Origin of the sequence: Streptomyces sp. MspMP-M5, assembly GCF_000373585.1 — a bacterium.
Taxonomy (GTDB): Bacteria; Actinomycetota; Actinomycetes; order Streptomycetales; family Streptomycetaceae; genus Streptomyces.
On record NZ_KB891901.1, the window covers coordinates 47,794 to 67,418 of the forward strand.

The 19,625-nt window shown below is 72.4% G+C and carries 19 protein-coding genes; 8 read left to right on the forward strand and 11 right to left on the reverse strand.

What is annotated here, in order from left to right:
- Positions 1–485 precede the first annotated feature (485 nt).
- A complete protein-coding gene (locus B073_RS0122950; RefSeq protein WP_018540424.1) occupies positions 486–1,184 on the forward strand; it encodes a M23 family metallopeptidase in 699 nt (232 codons plus the stop codon).
- On the opposite strand, the gene B073_RS0122955 is transcribed toward B073_RS0122950, so the two are convergent.
- Entirely contained in the window at positions 1,166–1,783 is a 618-nt protein-coding gene (locus B073_RS0122955; protein ID WP_018540425.1) for a TetR/AcrR family transcriptional regulator, read from the reverse strand. The genes B073_RS0122950 and B073_RS0122955 overlap by 19 nt on opposite strands.
- 296 nt (positions 1,784–2,079) lie before the next feature.
- On the opposite strand from B073_RS0122955, the gene B073_RS0122960 reads away from it, so the two are divergent.
- Positions 2,080–3,603 carry an MDR family MFS transporter gene (locus tag B073_RS0122960; protein WP_037812430.1) on the forward strand — a complete coding sequence of 508 codons (1,524 nt, stop codon included), beginning with the start codon at positions 2,080–2,082 and terminating at the stop codon, positions 3,601–3,603.
- A 72-nt stretch (positions 3,604–3,675) separates the two neighbouring features.
- On the opposite strand, the gene B073_RS0122965 is transcribed toward B073_RS0122960, so the two are convergent.
- A complete protein-coding gene (locus tag B073_RS0122965) occupies positions 3,676–3,897 on the reverse strand; it encodes a DUF397 domain-containing protein (protein WP_018540427.1) in 222 nt (73 codons plus the stop codon).
- Entirely contained in the window at positions 3,875–4,732 is an 858-nt protein-coding gene (locus tag B073_RS0122970) for a helix-turn-helix domain-containing protein (RefSeq protein ID WP_018540428.1), read from the reverse strand. Before B073_RS0122970 ends, B073_RS0122965 begins: the two co-directional genes overlap by 23 nt.
- Positions 4,733–4,851: 119 nt before the next feature.
- Between B073_RS0122970 and B073_RS0122975 the strand changes: the two genes are divergently transcribed.
- The gene (locus B073_RS0122975; protein WP_018540429.1) at positions 4,852–5,046 is read left to right on the forward strand and encodes a hypothetical protein; all 195 of its coding nucleotides are present in this window, start codon (positions 4,852–4,854) and stop codon (positions 5,044–5,046) included.
- Complete coding sequence (locus tag B073_RS0122980) at positions 5,046–5,453, forward strand: ATP-binding protein (protein WP_037812434.1); 408 nt, start codon at positions 5,046–5,048, stop codon at positions 5,451–5,453. Before B073_RS0122975 ends, B073_RS0122980 begins: the two co-directional genes overlap by 1 nt.
- 28 nt (positions 5,454–5,481) lie before the next feature.
- Here B073_RS0122980 and cseC read toward each other — a convergent pair whose 3' ends face one another.
- The 5 genes from cseC to B073_RS0123010 all read right to left on the reverse strand — a co-directional run bounded on the left by cseC (position 5,482) and on the right by B073_RS0123010 (position 10,620).
- Complete coding sequence (gene cseC / locus B073_RS0122985) at positions 5,482–6,786, reverse strand: two-component system sensor histidine kinase CseC (RefSeq protein ID WP_018540431.1); 1,305 nt, start codon at positions 6,784–6,786, stop codon at positions 5,482–5,484.
- Between the two features lie 8 nt (positions 6,787–6,794).
- Complete coding sequence (gene cseB, locus B073_RS0122990) at positions 6,795–7,505, reverse strand: two-component system response regulator CseB (RefSeq protein WP_018540432.1); 711 nt, start codon at positions 7,503–7,505, stop codon at positions 6,795–6,797.
- Between the two features lie 9 nt (positions 7,506–7,514).
- Positions 7,515–8,225, reverse strand: a complete 711-nt coding sequence (locus tag B073_RS0122995; RefSeq protein ID WP_018540433.1) for a hypothetical protein — start codon at positions 8,223–8,225, stop codon at positions 7,515–7,517.
- Between the two features lie 208 nt (positions 8,226–8,433).
- Entirely contained in the window at positions 8,434–8,985 is a 552-nt protein-coding gene (locus B073_RS0123005; RefSeq protein ID WP_018540435.1) for a SigE family RNA polymerase sigma factor, read from the reverse strand.
- 675 nt (positions 8,986–9,660) lie between these two features.
- On the reverse strand, positions 9,661–10,620 hold the full coding sequence (locus tag B073_RS0123010; protein ID WP_037812415.1) for an A/G-specific adenine glycosylase: 960 nt from the start codon (positions 10,618–10,620) through the stop codon (positions 9,661–9,663).
- A 180-nt stretch (positions 10,621–10,800) separates the two neighbouring features.
- On the opposite strand from B073_RS0123010, the gene B073_RS0123015 reads away from it, so the two are divergent.
- Both B073_RS0123015 and B073_RS0123020 read left to right on the forward strand, forming a co-directional pair.
- Positions 10,801–11,451, forward strand: a complete 651-nt coding sequence (locus B073_RS0123015) for a pyridoxamine 5'-phosphate oxidase family protein (protein ID WP_018540437.1) — start codon at positions 10,801–10,803, stop codon at positions 11,449–11,451.
- Positions 11,452–11,740: 289 nt separating this feature from the next.
- Entirely contained in the window at positions 11,741–12,589 is an 849-nt protein-coding gene (locus B073_RS0123020; protein WP_018540438.1) for a hypothetical protein, read from the forward strand.
- Between the two features lie 278 nt (positions 12,590–12,867).
- On the opposite strand, the gene disA is transcribed toward B073_RS0123020, so the two are convergent.
- Positions 12,868–13,989, reverse strand: a complete 1,122-nt coding sequence (gene disA / locus B073_RS0123025; protein WP_026247638.1) for a DNA integrity scanning diadenylate cyclase DisA — start codon at positions 13,987–13,989, stop codon at positions 12,868–12,870.
- 154 nt (positions 13,990–14,143) lie between these two features.
- Positions 14,144–15,556: a DNA repair protein RadA gene (gene radA / locus B073_RS0123030; protein ID WP_018540440.1), complete on the reverse strand. Its 1,413-nt coding sequence runs from the start codon at positions 15,554–15,556 to the stop codon at positions 14,144–14,146.
- Positions 15,557–15,786: 230 nt separating this feature from the next.
- On the opposite strand from radA, the gene B073_RS40775 reads away from it, so the two are divergent.
- Positions 15,787–17,622 carry an RNA polymerase sigma factor gene (locus B073_RS40775; protein ID WP_018540441.1) on the forward strand — a complete coding sequence of 612 codons (1,836 nt, stop codon included), beginning with the start codon at positions 15,787–15,789 and terminating at the stop codon, positions 17,620–17,622.
- A gap of 12 nt (positions 17,623–17,634) precedes the next feature.
- Here B073_RS40775 and B073_RS0123040 read toward each other — a convergent pair whose 3' ends face one another.
- Entirely contained in the window at positions 17,635–18,537 is a 903-nt protein-coding gene (locus B073_RS0123040; RefSeq protein WP_018540442.1) for a hypothetical protein, read from the reverse strand.
- Positions 18,538–18,594: 57 nt separating this feature from the next.
- Here B073_RS0123040 and B073_RS0123045 point away from each other — a divergent pair, with 57 nt between their 5' ends.
- Entirely contained in the window at positions 18,595–19,521 is a 927-nt protein-coding gene (locus B073_RS0123045; protein ID WP_018540443.1) for a Ppx/GppA phosphatase family protein, read from the forward strand.
- Positions 19,522–19,625 lie beyond the last annotated feature (104 nt).

Sequence of the window (19,625 nt, forward strand, 5' to 3'; positions counted from 1 at the left end):
CTGGCGGGGGCTGCCTGCGCTCTGCTGTCTGTGGTGCGGTCCGGATCAGGCTAGAGGGATGGGCGGGGCCCGGTCAGGCGTTTTCGGAATTCGCGTCCGTCCGGCCATTTCGAATTACGTAACGCAGGTCACAGCTTTTCTCGTAACGCGGGTCACATCGCCCTGCGGGAATTGTGTAACACGGGTCACTTGAGGGGCTTGAATAATGGTGACATGGCGCACAGGTATTTGCGTCCTACTAGCGGGAGTAGGGGAATTCCCTCGGGTGGCCGGAAGTGCCCCGGAGAGGCTGAACCAGCAGGTCAGAGCCTTCATGGCGGGCCCTAGCGAGCGACGCGACGAGCACGTGCACCCCTGCTCTCCTTACGCGCCCCGGTAGTAGAAAGCGGCCCTTGGCGGCGCGGCGGAGGCGGGTTACCAAGGAATGGCTCTCCCGGACCGCAGCCGGGAAACCCCTTTCACTTCTCTCCGGAGGAAAAGCCCGCATGTCGAAGTTCGCCGCGATACGCAATTCCAAGAATTCCGCGAAGTCCGCCAAGGCCGGTAAGTACGCGCTGCGTCATCGGGTGGCCGTCGTGGCCGCCGGTGCGGGTGTCACCGCCGCGCTGGGCGCCGGTGTCGCCACCGCCGCCGACGGCGGGCTGCTGCACCTGACCGCGGGTGCGAGCAAGGCCGTGGCCGCGCAGGCCGACGCGCAGGCCAAGGCCGCCGCCGATGCCAAGGCGGCCGCGGCGAAGGCCAAGGCCGACGCGGCGAAGAAGGCCGACGCCTGGGTGAAGCCGGTCGAGAAGTACGTCCTCGGCGAGCCCTTCGGCATCGCCGGCAGCCACTGGGCGCACAAGCACAGCGGCCAGGACTTCGTCGTGCCGACCGGCACCCAGGTCCACGCCGTCCACGAGGGCACCGTCGTCAAGGCCGGTCCGAACGGCGGCGGCGACGGTCCGGCCTACGGCAACGCGATCGTGATCAAGCACGCGAACGGGATCTACACCCAGTACGCGCACCTGTCACAGATACAGGTCCAGGTGGGTCAGCAGGTCTCCACCGGCCAGCAGATCGGCCTGTCCGGCAGCACTGGCAACTCCACCGGCCCGCACCTGCACTTCGAGGTCCGCACCGGCCCCGACTACGGGTCGGGCATCGAGCCGACCGGATTCCTGCGGGCTCACGACGACGCCGTCTGAGTCGAATCCGGCCGCGCTGGCCGGCGGCCCGGCGGGTTGGCCGCCGTGACCAGCTCTGTGGCGACCCTGAGGATGGCCTCGCGCTTCTCCTCGGGGTCGCCCTCCATGTCCTGCATCGCGAACATCCCCGCGTGCATGGAGAACAGCGCCGTGAGGCAGCGCACCTGGTCCACCAGCTCCGCGTCGTTCTCCTTGAGCAGGCCGTAGAGGGTCAGCATCCGCTCCTTGAAGCGCAGGCCGATGGTCAGCTCCCGTACGGTGGCCTGGTTTTCCTGCATGAAGCGGAAAAGGGGCTCGGCGGACCGCAGCGACTCGTGGTACCGCCGGATGATCTCCTGCTTGGTCTCCAGGGTGCGCGGCTGCTCCTGCGCCCAGGCGATCAGCTCGTCGATGGGTCGTCCCAGGTCCTCGAAGAGGCTGATGACGATGTCTTCTTTGGTCTTGAAGTGGTAGTAGAGCGCGGCCTTGGTGACGTCGAGCCGCTCGGCGATCTCGCGGAGCGAGGTCTTCTCATAGCCGTGTTCGGAGAACAGTTCCAGGGCGACGTCCTGGATGCGCTGGCGGGTGTTCCCCCGGCGCGGCTGTGGTGCGCTGCTCATGCTGTTCTCCTGCGTGACGACGGCGTCGGTGCGGGGCGCGGTGTGAGGTCGGCCGGCCCGTTTCCCCGGCAATCATCTGCTGCCCCGCTGGTCACGGACCTATCCACCCCCGGCCAAGAAACTTACTTGACGCCCGGCTAGTAGCTAGCTTACCTTCTGCACTGTACAGAACTAGCCGGGCGGCAAGTAAGTAAGAAACGATGGGGAAGTGATAGGGGATGTCGCGGAAAGCGGCCCCGACGGGGGACATAACGGAGCCGGCGCAGAGCGCGGGCAGAGGCTCCGCCAGCGTGCGGATGGTGGTCTTCGCGCTCATGATCGCGATGCTCCTCGCGATGCTGGACAACATGATCGTCGGCACCGCGATGCCGACGATCGTCGGTGAACTGGGCGGGCTGGAGCACCTGTCCTGGGTCGTCACCGCCTACACGCTCGCCACCGCGGCATCCACGCCGATCTGGGGCAAGCTCGGCGACATGTACGGCCGCAAGGGCGTCTTCCTGACGTCCATCGTGCTCTTCCTGATCGGCTCCGCACTGTCCGGAATGGCCCAGGACATGGGCCAGTTGATCGGCTTCCGCGCCGTGCAGGGCCTGGGCGCGGGCGGTCTGATGGTGGGCGTCATGGCCATCATCGGCGACCTCGTCCCGCCGCGGGAGCGCGGCAAGTACCAGGGCATGATGGCCGGCGTCATGGCCATTGCGATGATCGGCGGACCGCTGGTCGGCGGCACCATCACCGACCACCTCGGCTGGCGCTGGAGCTTCTACATCAACCTCCCGCTCGGCGCGATCGCCCTGGTCATGGTCACCGCCGTGCTGCACCTGCCGAAGAAGCGGTCCCAGACCCGGATCGACTACGCCGGCGCGGCCCTGCTGACCATCGGCATCACCTCGCTGGTGCTGCTCACCACCTGGGGCGGCACCGAGTACGACTGGCTGTCGAAGCAGATCGTGGGCCTGGGCGTGCTCGCCCTCGTCGCGCTGGTCGCCTTCGTCCTCGTCGAGCGCAAGGTCAGCGACCCGGTCCTGCCGCTGCGGATCTTCCGGAACGGCAACTTCTCGCTCGTCACGGTGATCGGCTTCCTGGTCGGCTTCGTGATGTTCGGCTCGATGACCTTCCTGCCGCTGTTCCAGCAGACCGTCCAGGGCGCCTCGGCCACCAACTCCGGCCTGCTGCTCCTGCCGATGCTGCTGTCGATGATGGCGGTGTCGCTGGTCGCCGGCCGGGTCACCACCCAGTCCGGCAAGTACAAGATCTTCGTCACCGGCGGCGGCGCGCTGATCACCCTCGGCCTGGCCCTGCTGTCCCTGATGGACGTCGGCACCACGCGCCTCACCTCCGGCCTCTACATGGCCGTACTCGGCGCCGGTATGGGCTTCCTGATGCAGACCACGATGCTGATCGCGCAGAACAGCGTCGAGATGAAGGACATGGGCGTCGGCTCCTCTTCGGCGACCCTGTTCCGGACGATCGGCGGCTCGTTCGGCGTCGCGATCCTGGGTGCGCTCTTCACCAACGAGGTGACGTCGACGATGACCGCCCGCCTGGGCGCCGCCGCCGGCAAGATGAGCGCCGGCGCGCAGATGGACCCGAAGAAGCTGCCGTCCCTCCCGCCGGTCGTGAAGGACGCGTACGCCCACGCGGTGGCGTCCGGCGCGCACCAGGTGTTCCTGTGGGGCGCGATCATCAGCGTCGTCGGCTTCGTCGCGGCGTGGTTCCTCAAGGAGGTCCCGCTGCGGGGGAGCGGCCCGGCGGCCGCCAAGCCGGGTGAGGCCGACGCCTCGGCCGAGCGGCCGATGGTCGTGGAGGCCGTCTGACGGCCTGCTGGCCCGCGACGGCGAACGGCCCCTGGTGCACGTGCGATACGTGCACCAGGGGCCGTTTCCCGTTCAGGCGCTGGGCAGTTGGCCGTTCTTGACGGCGCTCACGAACGCCGACCAGTTGGTGGCGGGGAATACGAGCGCCGGCCCGTGGGGGGCCTTGCTGTCGCGGACCGGGACGACGTCGGGGAGGGAGTCCACGACCTCGATGCAGTTCGCGCCGTCACCGTTGCTGTAGCTGCTCTTGCGCCAAGTGGCAGTGCTCAGGTCAATCCTGTTGCTGCGCGTCATCTCTGTAGCCCCTTGCCGCTTCCTCGATCATGGCCAGGGACGCCTCAGGCGGCAGTGCGGCGGCCCTGAGCAGATCGTACGACCTCCGATAGTCCGTCACGAGCGGTGGAAAGTCGATGGATTGACCGCTGAACTCGCTCTCGACCCAGACGAAAGGCGGTGCATCGGCGAAGTTCATGATGCTGGCCATGCCGCCGTGCATGAGAGGGTGAGCGGCAGTCGACGCGGGGATGATCTGCAGAACGCTCTGTGTCGAGCGGATCAGGTCGAGGATGTGGTCCAACTGCTCGGCCATCTCCGAGGGTGGGAGCACCAGACTGCGGATCAGGTCTTCGCGGAGGATCGCCCAGCAGTAGGGGCGTTCCTTGTGCTTCCAGATTTCTGCGCGCTTCACTCGTGCGCGGACCTTTTCCTCGACTTCTTGGGGGTCGCCCCAAGGTTTGGCCGTCGTGAAGAGCTTCTTCATGTACGCCTTGGTCTGGAGCAGACCGGGGATGACGAACGGTGACCACTCCTCGATCGTCGTCGCCTGCTTCTCCAGATCAGGGATGTCCGCGAAGTACGAGGGATGGCCGCACCGCCGGGCCTTGGCCGCGTCTTCACAACGGCGTTGGAAGAAACCGTCCGTGTTGAGCTTCTTGTCGACGTGGATGGCCAGATCCATCGGCATGCCGCGCTCGCCGCGTTCGATCTGGCTGAGCAGGGAGATGCCGCGGAAGGCGCCTTCCGCCAGCTGCTCCAGAGTGAGACCGGCTTTCTCTCTGCGGTAGCGCAACTCAGCACCGTAGAAGCTCTGAACGCTCGCCGAGGGGTCAGGGTCCTTACGAGGGGGCATAACTCACCGCCACTACTTGCTGGTTGCCCTAGTGCAACGCGATTCCCTTCCGAAGGTACGCCGGATCACGTCACGCTGTGAGCGTTTCGTCACGATGCGCCACTGGAAGGTGAAGGACCATGAACGACGTGCACGAATGCGCCGAGGAACTCAGGGACGCGCTGAAGGTCCACGGCATCACGCTCCCTTCCCTCGGCATCGAACTCCCTTCGTTCGCAGGGGTGTATCCACCACCCCTCGTCGCGCTCGGCAACTGCAACATGGCCACCGCCCGCAAGCTGGCCGAGGTGCTGTGGAAGGCGGCGGCGCGGTGATGACCGTACGGCTGCTCGCCGTACCGAAGGAGGTCCCGCTGCTGCGGCGGGCCCTGCGCGCGCATCTCGGCACCGCGGCGACCTGCGAGGTCGAACTGTGCGTCAGCGAACTCGTCGGCAACGTGATCCGGCACGTGGGCGAGGGCACGCCCGTCACCGTCCACGTCGGCCGGACCGGGGACGGGCGGATGCGGATCGAGGTCATCGACCCCGACCCGCGGGCCATGCCCGTACTGCTCAGGGCCGCCGCGGACGACGAGGGCGGGCGCGGGATAGCGCTGTTGGACGCCGTCGCGCTGAGGTGGGGCGTACGGCAGGAGGAGGCCAGCAAGACGGTCTGGTGCGAAGTGGCGGGAGAGTCGGCGACGGCGCAGGCCACGCCCGCCCCCACCGGACGGAACCCGTGACGAGGCCCGTCAGCAGCCCTCAGCAGCCTCAGCGATCCGGCAGCTGAATGACCGGAAAGCTCCCGGTCGACGTCGGCGCGTTCTCCGGGAGCCACAGCACGGAGACCGCGCCCGTCGACCCGTCCGTCAGCTCGTCGGCGTTGCGGAACGTCAACCGTGCGCCCAGCACCCGCGCCTGGCCGACGGCGATCGTCAGCCCCAGGCCGTGCCCGACGCCGGCCCGGTCGCTGCTGCCGGTGCGGAAGCGGCTCGGGCCCTCGCGCAGCAGGGCCTCAGGGAAGCCGGTGCCGTGGTCGCGGACCCGGATGACGCGGCCCTCCACCGTGACCTCGATGGGCGGCTTGCCGTGCCGGGAGGCGTTCGCGATGAGGTTGCCGAGGATGCGTTCCAGGCGGCGCGGATCGGTGGAGACCTCGGCGTCCCGGATGACCTCGACGGTGACGCCGGCATCGAGGGCGCGGACCCGGCGCGTGACGAACTCGCCGAGGGCAACGTCCTGGAGCTCGGCGCGCTCGGCGTGGCCGTCCAGCCGCGCCACCTCCAGCACGTCCTCGACGAGGGTCCGCATCGCCTGGGCCCGGTCGCGGACCAGCTCGGACGGCCGGCCGGGGGGCAGGAGTTCGGCGGCCGTCAGCAGCCCGGTCACGGGCGTACGCAACTCGTGCGCGATGTCCGCCGTGACCCGCCGCTCGGCCTCGATGCGCTGCTGGAGGGCGTCGGACATGGCGTCCACCGCCCACGCCAGATCGTCCGTCTCGTCATGGACCCGGCCGCCGCCGACCTCGTCGCGGATCCGGACGGAGGTGTCGCCGTCGGCCAGCTTCCCGGCCGCCGCGGCCGCCTTCCGCAGCCGCTTGGAGAGCCGCCCGCCCACCAGGACGCCCAGCGCGCAGCCGCCGACGACCACGGCCGTCGAGCCGATCAGCAGCGCCTGGTCGAGGTCGTCGAGGACGGCGAAACGGTCCGGGAAGCGGTCGTGGAGGGACAGCACCCGGCCGTTGCCGAGCGGCGAAGCGGCCCACACGTCGGGTGCGGTCTGCCCGGTGTCCTCCAGGTACGTGGCCTTCTCGCCCTCGGCGACCTCCTTGCGGAGATCCTTCGGCAGCCTCGGATCGTCGATCTTCGCGCCGAACTGGAGGCGGTTGGTCGACTCGAAGATCTTCTGCGTGAAGTTGAGCCGCTCTATCTGGACGTCGCGGCTGTTGTCGAGCATGGAGACCCGCGCGGCGTTGTGCACGACAAGGCTCAACGCCACCGCGACCAGCGCCCCGACGAGCGCGATCGCGGCGCTGAGTTTCCATCTCAGGCCCGTTCGCAGGGCCAGTCTGACCACCGGAGGTGTCAGCCTCTCAGCTTGTAACCGAAGCCGCGGACCGTCTCGATCCGGTCCTGGCCGATCTTGCCGCGCAGCCGCTGGACGTGGACGTCCACGACCCGGGTGTCACCGCCCCAGCCGTAGTCCCAGACCCGCTCCAGCAGCCGGTCGCGGGAGAGGACGGTGTTCGGCGCGGTGGAGAACTCCAGCAGCAGCCGCATCTCGGTCGGCGTCAGCGCGACGTTCTCGCCGCCCTTGCGGACCTCCATGCCCTCGGTGTCGACCTCCAGGTCGCCGAAGCGCAGCACGGCCTCCGCCAGGTCGTCGGCGTCCGCCGCACCGGCGCCGGCGCGGTCCGGGCCGCTGGCGTGGCCGAAGCGGCGCAGCACGGCGCGGATCCGGGCGACCAGCACCGCACCGTCGAACGGCTTGGTGACGTAGTCGTCGGCGCCGGCCTCCAGCCCGAGCACCACGTCGATCGAGTCGGCGCGGGCGGAGAGCATGATCACGGGGACGGTGGACTCGTCGCGGATGCGGCGGCAGAGGCTGACGCCGTCCAGCCCGGGGACCATCACGTCGAGCAGCGCGATGTCGGGGCGGTTGGCGCGGAACGCCTCCAGGCCCGCGAGTCCGTCGGGCATGGCGGTGACCACGAAGCCGTCCCGCTCCAGTGCGAGCTGGGTGGCCTCGCGGATGACGTCGTCGTCCTCGACGAAGAGCACGTGGGTGTCGGCCATGTGGTTCTCTCAGCCCTCCGGTGCCGTGGTTCCGTCGGCGGTCTCGGTGGTCGGGTCGGCGGGGGTGCCGGTGGTCGTGTCCGGGTCGGCGCCGGTCGTGGCGTCGGCGTCCGGCGTGCCGCCGACGGCGGTCCTGCTGTAGTCGGTGTGGTAGCGGTCGTACTCGGTGAAGTGGTCGTTCGCCCAGTGGTACGTCATGACATCTTCCCCCGAGGGGCAGCACACCTTGTCGCCCGCCGCGTAGGTCTGCTTGGAGACCTCCAGCTCGCCCTTGCTCACTCCGGCGTAGACCGACGGCTGCTCGTTCGCATACACGTTGTCATACCCGCTCCCGGAGCCGGGCCGCTCGCGGTAGACGTACGCGCCGAGACCGACGGAATCCGCGCAGGTCATGACGTTGACGATCACGTCGGGGGCCTTGCTGCCGGTCAGTGAGGCGTAGGTCACCTCGATCGGGTACTGGTCGGCCGCGCACGGCTTGGCGATGGCCCGCTTCACGTCCGCGCCCACCTTCGGGTCGGAGGAGAGCAGCTTGACCGCGTCGACCTTCTTGTAGTGCGCGCTGGGCGCGGGCGCCGGCGCGGACGTCACCGCGCCCCGGGGCGCGGGGGTGTGGCTCGCGGAGCCCTCCTTGCGTATGCCCTCGCCACCGGGATTGCAGCCGGCAAGCAAAAGGCCGACGGCGGCCACACCCGCGGTGGCCGCGCCGCCCCTGCTCAACCCGCTTCTGGCCAGGCTTCTGGTCAGCCTGTATCTGGACAATCCGCTCCCGCTCACCGTGCCGCTCGCACAGCCGCCGTTCCCGCTGCCGCCGTGGGCCCGGGCGCTGCTCCTGAGGAGATTGTCGCGCGCCGAGCTGTGAGCCGGGCTGTGGGCTTGGTTACGTCGCCGGCCGTGCCGGCGGAAGTGCTCCGTGTCGCGCCGCCGGTCAGGCCGCGCACCGCTCCCGCTCCTGCTCCCCGCGCTCCAGGATGCGGGCGTCTATGTCGCGGTTCTCCAGCTCCTGGCGGAGGCGGGCGAGGGCCCGGTGCAGGGTGCTTTTGACGGTGCCGGTGGACATGCCGAGCGCGGCCGCGGTCTCCTCGGTGCTCATCTGCTCCCAGTGGCGCAGCACGACGACGCTGCGCTGCTTGGGGGCGAGCACGCCGAGGATGTCCATCAGCAGGGCCCGGTCGGCGCGCTGCTCGGTGCCGTCGTCGACGCTGGCGTCCGGGAGCTGCTCGGTGGGCACCTCCTCCAGCTTGCGGGCGCGCCACCACTCGGTGCGGGTGTTGATCATGACGCGGCGGAGGTAGGCGTCGGCCAGCGACTTGTCCGCGATGCCGTCCCAGCGGCCGTAGGTGCGGACGAGGGCCGTCTGCAGCAGGTCCTGGGCGTCGACCGGGTCCGGCACCAGGCGCCGCGCGCTGCGCAGCAGGGCATCCTGCCGGGTCCGCACGTACTCTTCAAAGTCCAGTACCTTGCCGCCGCTGGTCGCCATCCCGACGCCTCCGATCCGCTTTCGTTTCCCCGCGTTGTCCGTGCCGGCAGTCATCTCCAGCACGGGAATGACGCTACGGAGGGGGTGTTGCGGCGTAATGTGCGTCGGCCCCTCAACGAGTGCACGGAAAACCGTCGGTTGTGTAACAGCCCGCCGGGCGTCATACCTCGGACGGACAGGGGCCGGAGCGGCGTCATACTCGCGGCGGACGAGCGGCCCCGGCGAGAGGGACGAAGGTCCCCCGGGAACCGGGTGGGGCTCCCGCGGCCGCCGAAGTGGCGCGGAACGCGCCGTATGGGGGCGCTTTCCGGCCATCTCTGCGGGCGCTCGGTTTGGGGCGGCGCGGCAGTTCCGGGCGGTCCCGACGGCCGTCCTGGTGCGTACCCGGGGGCGTCCGGTGGGTGTCCGGTGGGCTTTCGTGGGCCGAAGCCGACGGGCGCGGCCCCCGGGGGAGGGGGTCGCGCCCGTGAAGACGTACGGAACGGCGAGGTCGTTACATGACGGGACCGTGACATAGATGACGGTCGGACGACGGTCGACGGGACGGACCGCGGCCGTGCCGCGCGGGACGGCGGCTACGGCGTCGGCGGGGCGGCGGGGCGTCCCCGGTGCGGCCGGAACGTTCCGGGTGCGGCCGGGGCCTGGCGCCGCGGCGTCGTGGTGCCGCGGCGGCGGTCAGGAGTGCGGCAGGCGGTAGCGGCCGCCGCCCAGCGGCTCCACCAGGCCGTCCGACACCAGCCCGTCGAGCGCGCGGGCCCGCTGCACCGGCTCGTCCCACACCGCGTCCAGCGCGCCCTGCGGAACCGGCGTGATCGCGTCCCGCAGGACCGCCAGCAGCTTGCCGCGCACCTGGCGGTCGGTCCCCGCGTACGCCTGGGTGCGGCGCGGCGGACCGTCGTGGGCCGGCGCCCCGGCCAGCCGCCAGGCGCACTGCGAGGCGATCGGGCAGCGGTGGCACTCCGGGGTGCGCGCGGTGCAGAGCAGCGCGCCCAGCTCCATCGTGGCCGCCGCCCAACGGGCCGCGAGGCCCTCGTCCTCGGGGAGCAGGGCACGGGCGAGCTTGCGTTCGGCGGCGGTGGTGGCGTTCGGCGGGTACTGCCGGCCGGTGACGGCGCGGGCGAAGACCCGCCGGACGTTGGTGTCCAGCACCGCGTGCCGCTGCCCGTAGGCGAACGAGGCGACGGCCGCCGCGGTGTACTCGCCGACGCCGGGCAGCGCCAGCAGCTGGGCGTGTTCACGGGGGACGTCGCCGCCGTGACGCTCCTGTATGGCGGAGGCCGCGGCGTGCAGGCGCAGCGCGCGCCGCGGATAGCCGAGCCGGCCCCAGGCGCGCACCGCCTCGCCCGGCGGCTCCGCGGCGAGGTCGGCGGGCCGCGGCCAGCGGGCCAGCCACTGCTCGTACACCGGCAGCACACGGCTCACCGGGGTCTGCTGGAGCATGAACTCGCTCACCATCACACCCCAGGCGCCCGCCTCTGGGCGGCGCCAGGGCAGGTCGCGAGCGTGCTCGGCGAACCAGTCGGTGACCGGGCCGTGCAGCCCGGTCCCGTCCGTGGCCTCCGCGGCCGAAGCGGCGGCGGAGGCGTTCTCGGCGACGGCGGTCATGGCACTGGGAATGGCAGGCGTCGAAGTCATGGCACTGCCGATCCTGGCACGCCCGCCCGCCCCCGGGAAACGCACCCGGCCCGCCCCGCCGCACGCCCACCCACACGCAGGAAGGCCAGGCGGCGGCGGGCGGGGGCTACCGGCGGTCGCACCCGCCGGCGGCCCCGGGCCGGTGCGCGCGGGGCGGCGGGGGCGTACGAGGATGCAGGTATGGAGGAGACGAGCGGTTCACAGGGTGCCGGGGGCCGGGCGGACGCGGGCGGGGAAGCGGCCGCGGACGCGGTGGGGGGCGCGGTCCGGGACGGGGGCGGGGGCGTGGCCGGAGACGGGGGTATGGCGGGCGGGGAGACCGGAGCGGCCCGGGAGGCGATGGTGGGCGCGGCCCGTGGGGCGAGCGGCGCGGGGTCCTGTCCGGCCGGTATCCGGCGGGCGCTGGACGCGCACACCACGGTGACGCTGGCGTACGTGGACGATGACGGGCCGCAGGCGTGCGCGGTGCTCTACGCCGCCGCGGCGGCCGCCGACGGGGCGCCGGTCCTGTACTTCGTCACCGCGGCGAGCACCCGGCACGGCCAGGCCCTGGGGAAACCGGGCGCGCGGGTGGCGTTCACGGTGCAGCGGGACGGCCAGGACTGGAGCGGGCTGACCGGAATTCAGGGGCGCGGCACCTGCCGCCCGTTGAGCGGGGGCGAGCGGGCCGCCGGGTGGCGCGCCTACACCGCGCGCTTCCCGTTCGTCGAGGCCGACGACCGGCTGCGCGCGGCCCTGGAACGCACCGCGCTGTGGGAACTGCGCCCGGACTGGCTGCGGCTGATCGACAACGCGCAGGGGTTCGGGCACAAGGAGGAGTGGCGGGGGTAGGGCGGTACGGGGGCGCGGGGGAGCGCCAACTGATGACGGGTCAGGCCGATGGGCGTCGAGTGGGAGGCCGGGGGCCGGGGGTCGAGGGGCGGTGGGGTGTGGTGGGCGGGGCGCGGGGCGCGGGGTGCTGTGGCCGGTGTCCGGGGTGGGAGCGCCGGTGCGGGCAGCTGTGGACGGGCCGACGGGCGACGGGCCGACGGGCCGTCGCCGAGCCGATGATGTGAAAAGTTGCAGCCCGATGCGGCGGGTACTGGCCGGTGCCGGTGCGGATCTCTCGTAGAGTTTTCGCGTGGGATCACTGCGCAATCCGATCGGGCCGCTTCCGTCCTCCATCTACTGGCGGCGGAGGGCCGTTGCGCTGGCCGTCCTCGTCCTCCTGATCGCCCTGGTGGTGTGGGTGCTCACCATGGGCGGGGACGACGAGAAGACGGCCAACGAGGGCAAGGGCGCGCACGGATCCGGGCCCGCCGCCTCCATCACGCCGGGGCCCGCGCCCACGGGCCCGGTGAACGGCCAAAAGCCCGGCGGGCGCGACGAGTCGGGCGCGGGAGGCGCGTCCGGGTCGGACGGCGGTTCGGGATCCGGTTCGGACTCCGGATCGGCGGGCGGTGAGGGATCGGACAACGGGAGCGGTAGCGGGGGCTCCGGCGGCGGTTCCGGAACGGGCGGTGCCGGTTCCGGTGGCGCGGCGATCGGTCTGCCCGCGGGCGAAGTCGTAGCGGCCGGCCCGTCGCTCCCCAACTGTGGCTCCGAAACGGTCAAGTTGACGCTGAAGAGCGCCAAGGACAGCTACTCGCCCGACGAAAAGCCGAAGTTCCGGCTGACGGTGGAGAACTCCGGTGGCGCGGCCTGCAAGGTGGACCTCGGGCGCAAGGCGGCGGTGCTCACCATCAACGACACCGCCGGCGACGACCCGGTGTGGGCCTCCGACGACTGCCCGACCGGTGCCGCCCCGGCGCTGCTTCAGGTGCCCGCCAAGGGCGCGGTGACCCGCACCGTAGAGTGGGACCGCCGGGCCAGCGGGCCCCAGTGCGCGACGCCGAGCACGGCGGTGGTGCCGGCCGGCGAGTACCTGATCCAGGCGAAGGTGCCGGGGCTGGCGCCGGTCCACACGACGTTCGAACTGACCAAGGACTGAGGCGGGGCGGGGGCCTGAGGCCGGGGGCCAAGAGCCGGGGCCCTGAGGCTGGCGCCGATAAGGCCGGGGGCCCTAAGGGGGGTGCGAACGGATCCCGTAAGGGTCGTGAGCGCCCCCTGCGGGGCCCAACGCGGCGGTGGCGGGCGGGTATTCCCGTGGTGGCCGGGAATTGCCGTGGGGTGGGTATCCCCGCGGGACGGGTACCCCCGCGGGCGAGACCCTCGCGGGGCGAGCACAGTCACCGCCCCACGGGCGCCTCCCGCCCGTACTGCACGTGACTAAACGTACCGTTCCAAGATCGACGACTCCGCCAGGCGGGAGAGGCCCTCGCGGACGGAGCGGGCGCGGGTCTCGCCGACGCCCTCGACGGCCTGGAGGTCGTCGACGCTGGCCGCGAGGAGCTTCTGGAGGCCGCCGAAGTGGTCGACCAGGCGGTCGATGACGGCGCCGGGGAGACGGGGGACCTTCGCCAGCAGCCGGAAGCCGCGCGGCGAGACCGCCGAGTCCAGCGTCTCGGGAGAGCCGCTGTAGCCCAACGCGCGGGCCACAATGGGGAGTTCGAGCAGCTCGGCGTGGCTGAGGGCGTCCAGCTCGGCCAGTGCCTCGGCGACCGTGCGGGAGCGCTTGGCGGTGGGCTCGGGGACGTAGTCGCGGGCGACCAGTTCGCGCTCCGGCTCCACCCCGGCGATCAGCTCCTCCAGCTGGAGGGCCAGCAGGCGGCCGTCGGTGCCCAGTTCGACGACGTACTCGGCGATCTCCGTGGCGATCCGGCGGACCATCTCCAGGCGCTGGGCGACCGCGGAGACGTCGCGGACGGTGACCAGGTCCTCGATCTCCAGGGCGGAGAGGGTGCCGGCGACCTCGTCGAGGCGGAGTTTGTAGCGCTCCAAGGTGGCCAGCGCCTGGTTGGCACGGGAGAGGATCGCCGCGGACTCCTCCAGGACGCGGCGCTCGCCGTCCACATAGAGCGCGATCAGGCGCATGGACTGGCTGACCGAGACCACCGGGAAGTTGGTCTGGATGGAGACCCGCTGCGCGGTGCGGTGGCGGGTGCCGGTCTCCTCGGTGGGGATGGAGGCGTCCGGCACCAGCTGGACCCCGGCCCGGAGGATCTTGGTGATGTCCTTGTCCAGCACCAGCGCACCGTCGAGCTTGCACAGCTCGCGCAGCCGGGTCGCGGTGAACTCGACGTCGAGGACGAAGCCGCCCGTGCACATCGACTCGACGGTCTTGTCGAAGCCGAGGACGATCAGGCCGCCCGTATTGCCGCGGAGGATGCGCTCCAGGCCGTCCCGCAGGGCCGTACCGGGCGCGACGGCGCTCAGCGAGGCGCGCATCAGGCTCTCGGTGCCGGTCCCTGCGGACCTGCCGGGAGACGACGCCCGGTCGTTCGCTGCCACTGCACTCCTCCGTCGCATGGTCTGTCGGTCCGGGCCGCCCGGCCGGTGCCGCGGTGCGTACCACTCGGAGCGTACGTGGCCGGCGGCGGGACGGCGGTGCGGGGCTGCGCCCTAGGGCACGACCCGTCGGACAGGCCCTAGACCGGGGCAAAGTCTACCGGCGCGCTTCCTCCTCCCGCGGGGCCTCCCGGCGGACCCGCTTGGGCAGCACGGACAGTGCCTGGCCGACGTCGGCGACCTCCAGGACCCGCATCCCGTCGGGGATCTTGCCGGGGTCGGTGGGAACCAGGGCGTGCGTGAAGCCGAGCCGGGCGGCCTCCGACAGGCGGCGCTGGACGCCGGTGACCCGCCGGACCTCGCCGGCCAGGCCGACCTCGCCGATCGCGACGAGGTTCTTCGGCAGCGGGGTGTCGCTGGCGGCGCTGGCCAGGGCGAGGGCGACCGCGAGGTCGGCGGCCGGCTCGCTGAGCTTCACCCCGCCGACCGTGGCGCTGTAGATGTCGCGCTTGCCGAGGGCGCTGATCCGGCCGCGCTGCTCCAGGACGGCGAGCATCATCGAGACCCGGGAGGTCTCCAGGCCGGAGGTGGTGCGCCGGGGGGAGGGGATCTGGGAGTCGACGGTCAGTGCCTGGACCTCGGCGACCAGCGGGCGGCGGCCCTCCAGGGTGACCGTCAGGCAGGTGCCGGGCACCGGCTCGTCGCGGCGGGTCAAAAAGAGGCCGGAGGGGTCGGCGAGGCCGATGATGCCCTCGTCGTGCAGCTCGAAGCAGCCGACCTCGTCGGTGGTGCCGTAGCGGTTCTTCACGCCGCGGACGAGGCGGAGCCGGGCGTGCCGGTCGCCCTCGAAGTGCAGGACGACGTCGACCAGGTGCTCCAGGAGGCGAGGGCCCGCGATCGCGCCGTCCTTGGTGACATGGCCGACGAGGAGGGTGGACATGCCGCGCTCCTTGGAGGCCCGGATCAGGGCGCCGGCGACCTCGCGGACCTGCGCCATGCCGCCGGGGGCGCCGTCGATCTCCGGGGAGGCGACGGTCTGCACGGAGTCCAGGATCAGCAGCGAGGGCTTGACGCTGTCCAGATGGCCGAGGACGGCGGAGAGGTCGGTCTCGGCGGCCAGATAGAGATCCTCGTCGAGGGCGCCGATGCGGTCGGCGCGCAGCCGGACCTGGCTCGCGGACTCCTCGCCCGTCACATAGAGCGTGCGGTGCTCGGCGGAGGCGGCCTTGGCGGCGACGTCCAGGAGGAGGGTGGACTTGCCGACGCCGGGCTCACCGGCCAGCAGCACCACCGCGCCGGGGACCAGCCCGCCGCCCAGGACGCGGTCCAGCTCGGGCACGCCGGTCGAGCGGGCCGTGGCCTGCTTGCCGTCGACCTGGCCGATGGGCAGGGCGGCGGTGGTGACCCGGCCGGGCGCGGTGGTGCGCACCGCGGGGGCGCCGCCGAACTCCTCGACCGTGCCCCACGCCTGGCACTCCGGGCAGCGGCCGAGCCACTTGGCGGTGGTCCAGCCGCACTCGGTGCAGCGGTACGAGGGGCGCTCCTTGGCCGACGATTTACGAGTTGCCATGACGCCACCGTAGCGGCGGGGTATGACAGCGGACGTTCCCGAGGTCTCCTGCCGGGCGAAGTGGACGCCGCGGCGGCAGATTGCGCCGTCCGGGTGGCGTGCGCCGTGCGCGTGCGACCGGCATTTAGCAGATGTGTGTCCCCTTTTGAGGGAGATGGTCACCCGTACGGGTTAAAAGTGAGCCCGGTGCACAGGAGCGGCTGCATCATCCGCCTACCGTCGCCGGGGTGATGAGCAGCAGGCCCGAGCACCCTACGCACACCACCGGCGCACACCGGTCGCGCACCGCCGCGCCGCGCCGGCACCGGACGCAGACCGACGGGCGGGCTGGCCGCCCCGAGCACCAGGACCGCTACGAGCCCCATCTGGACGGGTTGTTCACCTACTGCCTGTCCGTGCTCTGCGAGCACGACGCGGCCGCCGTGGTCCTCGGCGAGACCCTCGCACTCGCCGCGCGCCAGCACGGCCGCCGGCCCGGCGACCCGGCCCTCTTCCGCCCCTGGCTCTACGCCCTGGCCCGCTGGGCGTGCCTGCGGCGGCTCGCCGAGCAGGCCGCCCCGGACGCCGTCGGCCCGCCCGACGCGGACCGGACGCCGGCGCGCCAGCACGAACTGGCCGTGCTGGCCTGGCCGGAGGCCGCCGGTACCACCCCCGAGCAGCGCGAGGTGCTGGAGCTGTCGGTGCGGCACCGGCTGGCACCCGAGGAGATCGCCGCGGTGACGGGCGCCGACCCGGCCGCCACCCGGACGTTGCTGGGCGCGGCGTCCTGCGAGGTGGAGCGGACCCGGGCGGCGCTGGCGGTGGTCGAGTTCGGGCGATGTCCGGACGTGGCCCGGCTGGCCGGGGACAGTCAGATGCTGCTGGGCGCGGCGCTCCGCCGGGAGCTGGTGCGCCATGTCGACGACTGCACGGAGTGCCGCCGGACCGCCGAGCGGGCCACCGCCGCCGGGCCGTGGCCGGGCACCGCGCCCGCCGGCCAGGGCGCGCTGCCGCTGGTCCCCGCGGACCGTTCGGCGGTGTGCGCGGCGCTGGTGGCGGCGTCGGAGTCCCGGTCGGGGCGGGCCGAGGGCGTGCCGGGGGCCGCGCCCGCGAAGGGCGGCCGGAGCGGCGGAGCAAACGGTTCTCCACGCTACGACCGCAGGGGCTTCCCGGTCGCTCCCACGGACCGCTCGGCCCGCCGCCGACGGCGCCGCAACCGCGTGCTGACCAGCGCCGTCGTGGCGACGGTGCTGGCCGCGCCGGTGCTCGCGCTGTGGGCGGCGTACCGCGGTGCCCCGGAGACGGGCGAGGCGGACGTCCTGCCGGCGGTGGCGGCCAACGAGGTCGCGGAGCCGGGGCCGGGTGACGGCAAGCCGGGCAGACACCCGTACGAGAACGCCGGCAACGCCCGGCCGTCGGCGCCGCATCGCCCCGGACTGCCGTTCGGCGACGGGCTGTCGGACGTCTCGGTCGCGGTGCTGGGCGCGGGCGCCGGCCCGACGCCGCCGGCCGGGCGGGAGGAGAAGGGGCCGGGCCGGCTGACGGTCGACGCGCAGCCGGCCGAGGGCACCACCGTCATCACGATCCGTGCCTCCGGCGGCACCCCGGTGCGCTGGCAGGCGTCGACCGGTGCGCCCTGGCTCCAACTCAGCCGCACCGCCGGGCAGTTGGAGCCCGGCCAGACCACGAAGGTCACGGTCTACGTGGACCACGACCGGGAGCCGGACGGGGACTGGCGGTCCGCGATCGCCATCGAGCCCGGCGGCACCGTCGTCAACCTCAAGGGGCACGGGGCGACCGAGCCCGCGCAGGGGCGGGGGCGGCCCTCGTCCGGCGGCCCGCACCCGGCGCATCCGCGTCCGCAGCCGTCGCAGCAGTCGCCGCGGCCCGGGACGACCCGGCCCGCGCCGACGCCGTCCCCGGCGCACCCGACCCACCCGGCGCCGTCTCCGTCGCCGACGCGTTCCGGGCCGACCGGGGCCCCGGCGCCGACGTCGGCGCCGACCACGGGGGCGACCCCGCCGTCGGAGCCGCCGGAGCAGCCGCACCCGCCGAAGCCGTCGCAGACCGCCCGGCCGCCGCGATGAGGGGCGGGGCGGCTACCGGGCGTCGGCCGGCCGCGGCCCGGGGTCGGCCGGGTGGGGGGCCAGCGGGAGTTCGGACGCCAACCGCTGCTCGCACAGCTCGGCGAGCTTGGCGTAGCCGGCCTTGCCCATCAGCTCGGTCAGCTCCGGCCGGTACGTGACGTAGACCGGTTCGCCGGCGCCGTGCGCGGAGGTCGCGGAGGTGCACCACCAGTGCAGGTCGTGGCCGCCCGGCCCCCAGCCGCGGCGGTCGTACTCGCCGATGGTGACCTGAAGGACCTGGGTGTCGTCCGGCCGGTCGATCCAGTCGTAGGTGCGCCGCACCGGCAGCTGCCAGCAGACGTCCGGCTTGGTCTCCAGCGGCTCGCGGCCCTCGCGCAGCGCGAGGATGTGCAGCGAGCAGCCGGCGCCGCCCTTGAAGCCGGGGCGGTTCTGGAAGATGCAGGAGCCCTGCCAGCGGCGGGTCTGCCGCTCGCCGTCCTCGTCCTCCTCGGTCCAGCCGGTCCCGGTGCCGACGTCGTGGAACTGCCACAGGTCGGGCGTGAGCCGCGCCACGTGCTGGGCGACCCGCTCCTCGTCCTCCTCGTCGGAGAAGTGCGCGCCGAGCGTGCAGCAGCCGTCGTCCGCGCGGCCGGCCTGGATGCCCTGGCAGCCGCTGCCGAAGATGCAGGTCCAGCGGGACGTCAGCCACGTCAGGTCGCAGCGGAAGAGCTGCTCGTCGTCGCCCGGGTCGGGGAAGGTGACCCAGGCGCGGGCGAAGTCGAGGCCGACCTCGTCGGCGGTGGCCCCGTCGCCGGACTGCGCGGCGGATTCCGCGGCGGAATCGGAGGCGGAATCCGCCGCCGCGGCGGCCTTGGCGCGCCGCTTTTCTTCCTTCTTCAGGGCTTTTTCGTGCTTCGCCTGTTTCGTCTTTGCCACGGGTCCAGCGTACGGCCGACGCCGATTGTCCCCCGTCGCGGCAGTAGGTTTCCCCGTATGAGACTCGGTGTCCTCGATGTGGGTTCGAACACGGTCCACCTCCTGGTGGTGGACGCACACCCCGGCGCGCGCCCACTGCCCGCCTACTCGCACAAGGCGGAACTGCGCCTGGCCGAACTCCTCGACGAGGACGGCGCGATAAGCGAGGCCGGCGTCCACCGCCTGGTGGCCACCATCCTGGAGGCGATGCAGGTCGCGGAGGACAAGGGCGTCGAGGACGTGCTCCCGTTCGCCACCTCCGCGATCCGCGAGGCCACCAACGGCGAGGAGGTGCTGCGCCACCTCACCGACGAGACGGGCGTCACCCTCCAGGTCCTCTCCGGCGAGGACGAGGCGCGGCTGACCTTCCTGGCCGCCCGCCGCTGGCTCGGCTGGTCGGCCGGCCGGCTGCTCGTCCTGGACATCGGCGGCGGCTCGCTGGAGATCGCCTACGGGCTGGACGAGGACCCCGACGTGGCCGTCTCGCTGCCGTACGGCGCGGGGCGACTGACCGGGACGGACCTGCGGGACGATCCGCCGGACGCGGAGGACGTACGGGCGCTGCGGCGCCGGGTGCGGGCCGGGATCGCCCGGGTGGTCAGCGACTTCTCCCGGCACGGCACGCCCGACCAGGTCGTCGGGACGTCCAAGACGTTCAAGCAGCTGGCCCGGATCGCGGGGGCGGCGCGGTCCGCGGAGGGGCTGTACGTCCAGCGTGACCTGTCCCGCAAGAAGCTGGAGGAGTGGGTGCCGCGGCTGGCCCAGATGAGCGCCCGGGAGCGGGCCGGGCTGCCCGGGGTGTCCGAGGGGCGGTCGCGGCAGCTGCTGGCGGGGGCGTTGGTGGCCGAGGCGGCGATGGATCTGTTCGGGGTGGAGAGTCTGGGGATCTGTCCTTGGGCGTTGCGGGAGGGGGTTATTTTGCGGCGGTTGGATCACCTTCCGTAGGGGCTTCCCACGTTGGGGTTTCGGTGGGTTTCTTATTTCCGCCGGGCCCGGGCGGATTTGGGTTGCTCGCCGTGGCGGCGGGGGGTGTGTTTGTGGCCGTCCCA

Excerpts from the sequence above, each read along its gene's own strand:
- B073_RS0122950 (WP_018540424.1), top strand. The coding sequence starts at position 486 with ATGTCGAAGTTCGCCGCGATACGCAATTCCAAGAATTCCGCGAAGTCC.
- B073_RS0122955 (WP_018540425.1), bottom strand. The coding sequence starts at position 1,783 with ATGAGCAGCGCACCACAGCCGCGCCGGGGGAACACCCGCCAGCGCATC.
- B073_RS0122960 (WP_037812430.1), top strand. The coding sequence starts at position 2,080 with ATGGTGGTCTTCGCGCTCATGATCGCGATGCTCCTCGCGATGCTGGAC.
- B073_RS0122965 (WP_018540427.1), bottom strand. The coding sequence starts at position 3,897 with ATGACGCGCAGCAACAGGATTGACCTGAGCACTGCCACTTGGCGCAAG.
- B073_RS0122970 (WP_018540428.1), bottom strand. The coding sequence starts at position 4,732 with ATGCCCCCTCGTAAGGACCCTGACCCCTCGGCGAGCGTTCAGAGCTTC.
- B073_RS0122975 (WP_018540429.1), top strand. The coding sequence starts at position 4,852 with ATGAACGACGTGCACGAATGCGCCGAGGAACTCAGGGACGCGCTGAAG.
- B073_RS0122980 (WP_037812434.1), top strand. The coding sequence starts at position 5,046 with ATGACCGTACGGCTGCTCGCCGTACCGAAGGAGGTCCCGCTGCTGCGG.
- cseB (WP_018540432.1), bottom strand. The coding sequence starts at position 7,505 with ATGGCCGACACCCACGTGCTCTTCGTCGAGGACGACGACGTCATCCGC.
- B073_RS0123005 (WP_018540435.1), bottom strand. The coding sequence starts at position 8,985 with ATGGCGACCAGCGGCGGCAAGGTACTGGACTTTGAAGAGTACGTGCGG.
- B073_RS0123010 (WP_037812415.1), bottom strand. The coding sequence starts at position 10,620 with ATGACTTCGACGCCTGCCATTCCCAGTGCCATGACCGCCGTCGCCGAG.
- B073_RS0123015 (WP_018540437.1), top strand. The coding sequence starts at position 10,801 with ATGGAGGAGACGAGCGGTTCACAGGGTGCCGGGGGCCGGGCGGACGCG.
- radA (WP_018540440.1), bottom strand. The coding sequence starts at position 15,556 with ATGGCAACTCGTAAATCGTCGGCCAAGGAGCGCCCCTCGTACCGCTGC.
- B073_RS40775 (WP_018540441.1), top strand. The coding sequence starts at position 15,787 with ATGAGCAGCAGGCCCGAGCACCCTACGCACACCACCGGCGCACACCGG.
- B073_RS0123045 (WP_018540443.1), top strand. The coding sequence starts at position 18,595 with ATGAGACTCGGTGTCCTCGATGTGGGTTCGAACACGGTCCACCTCCTG.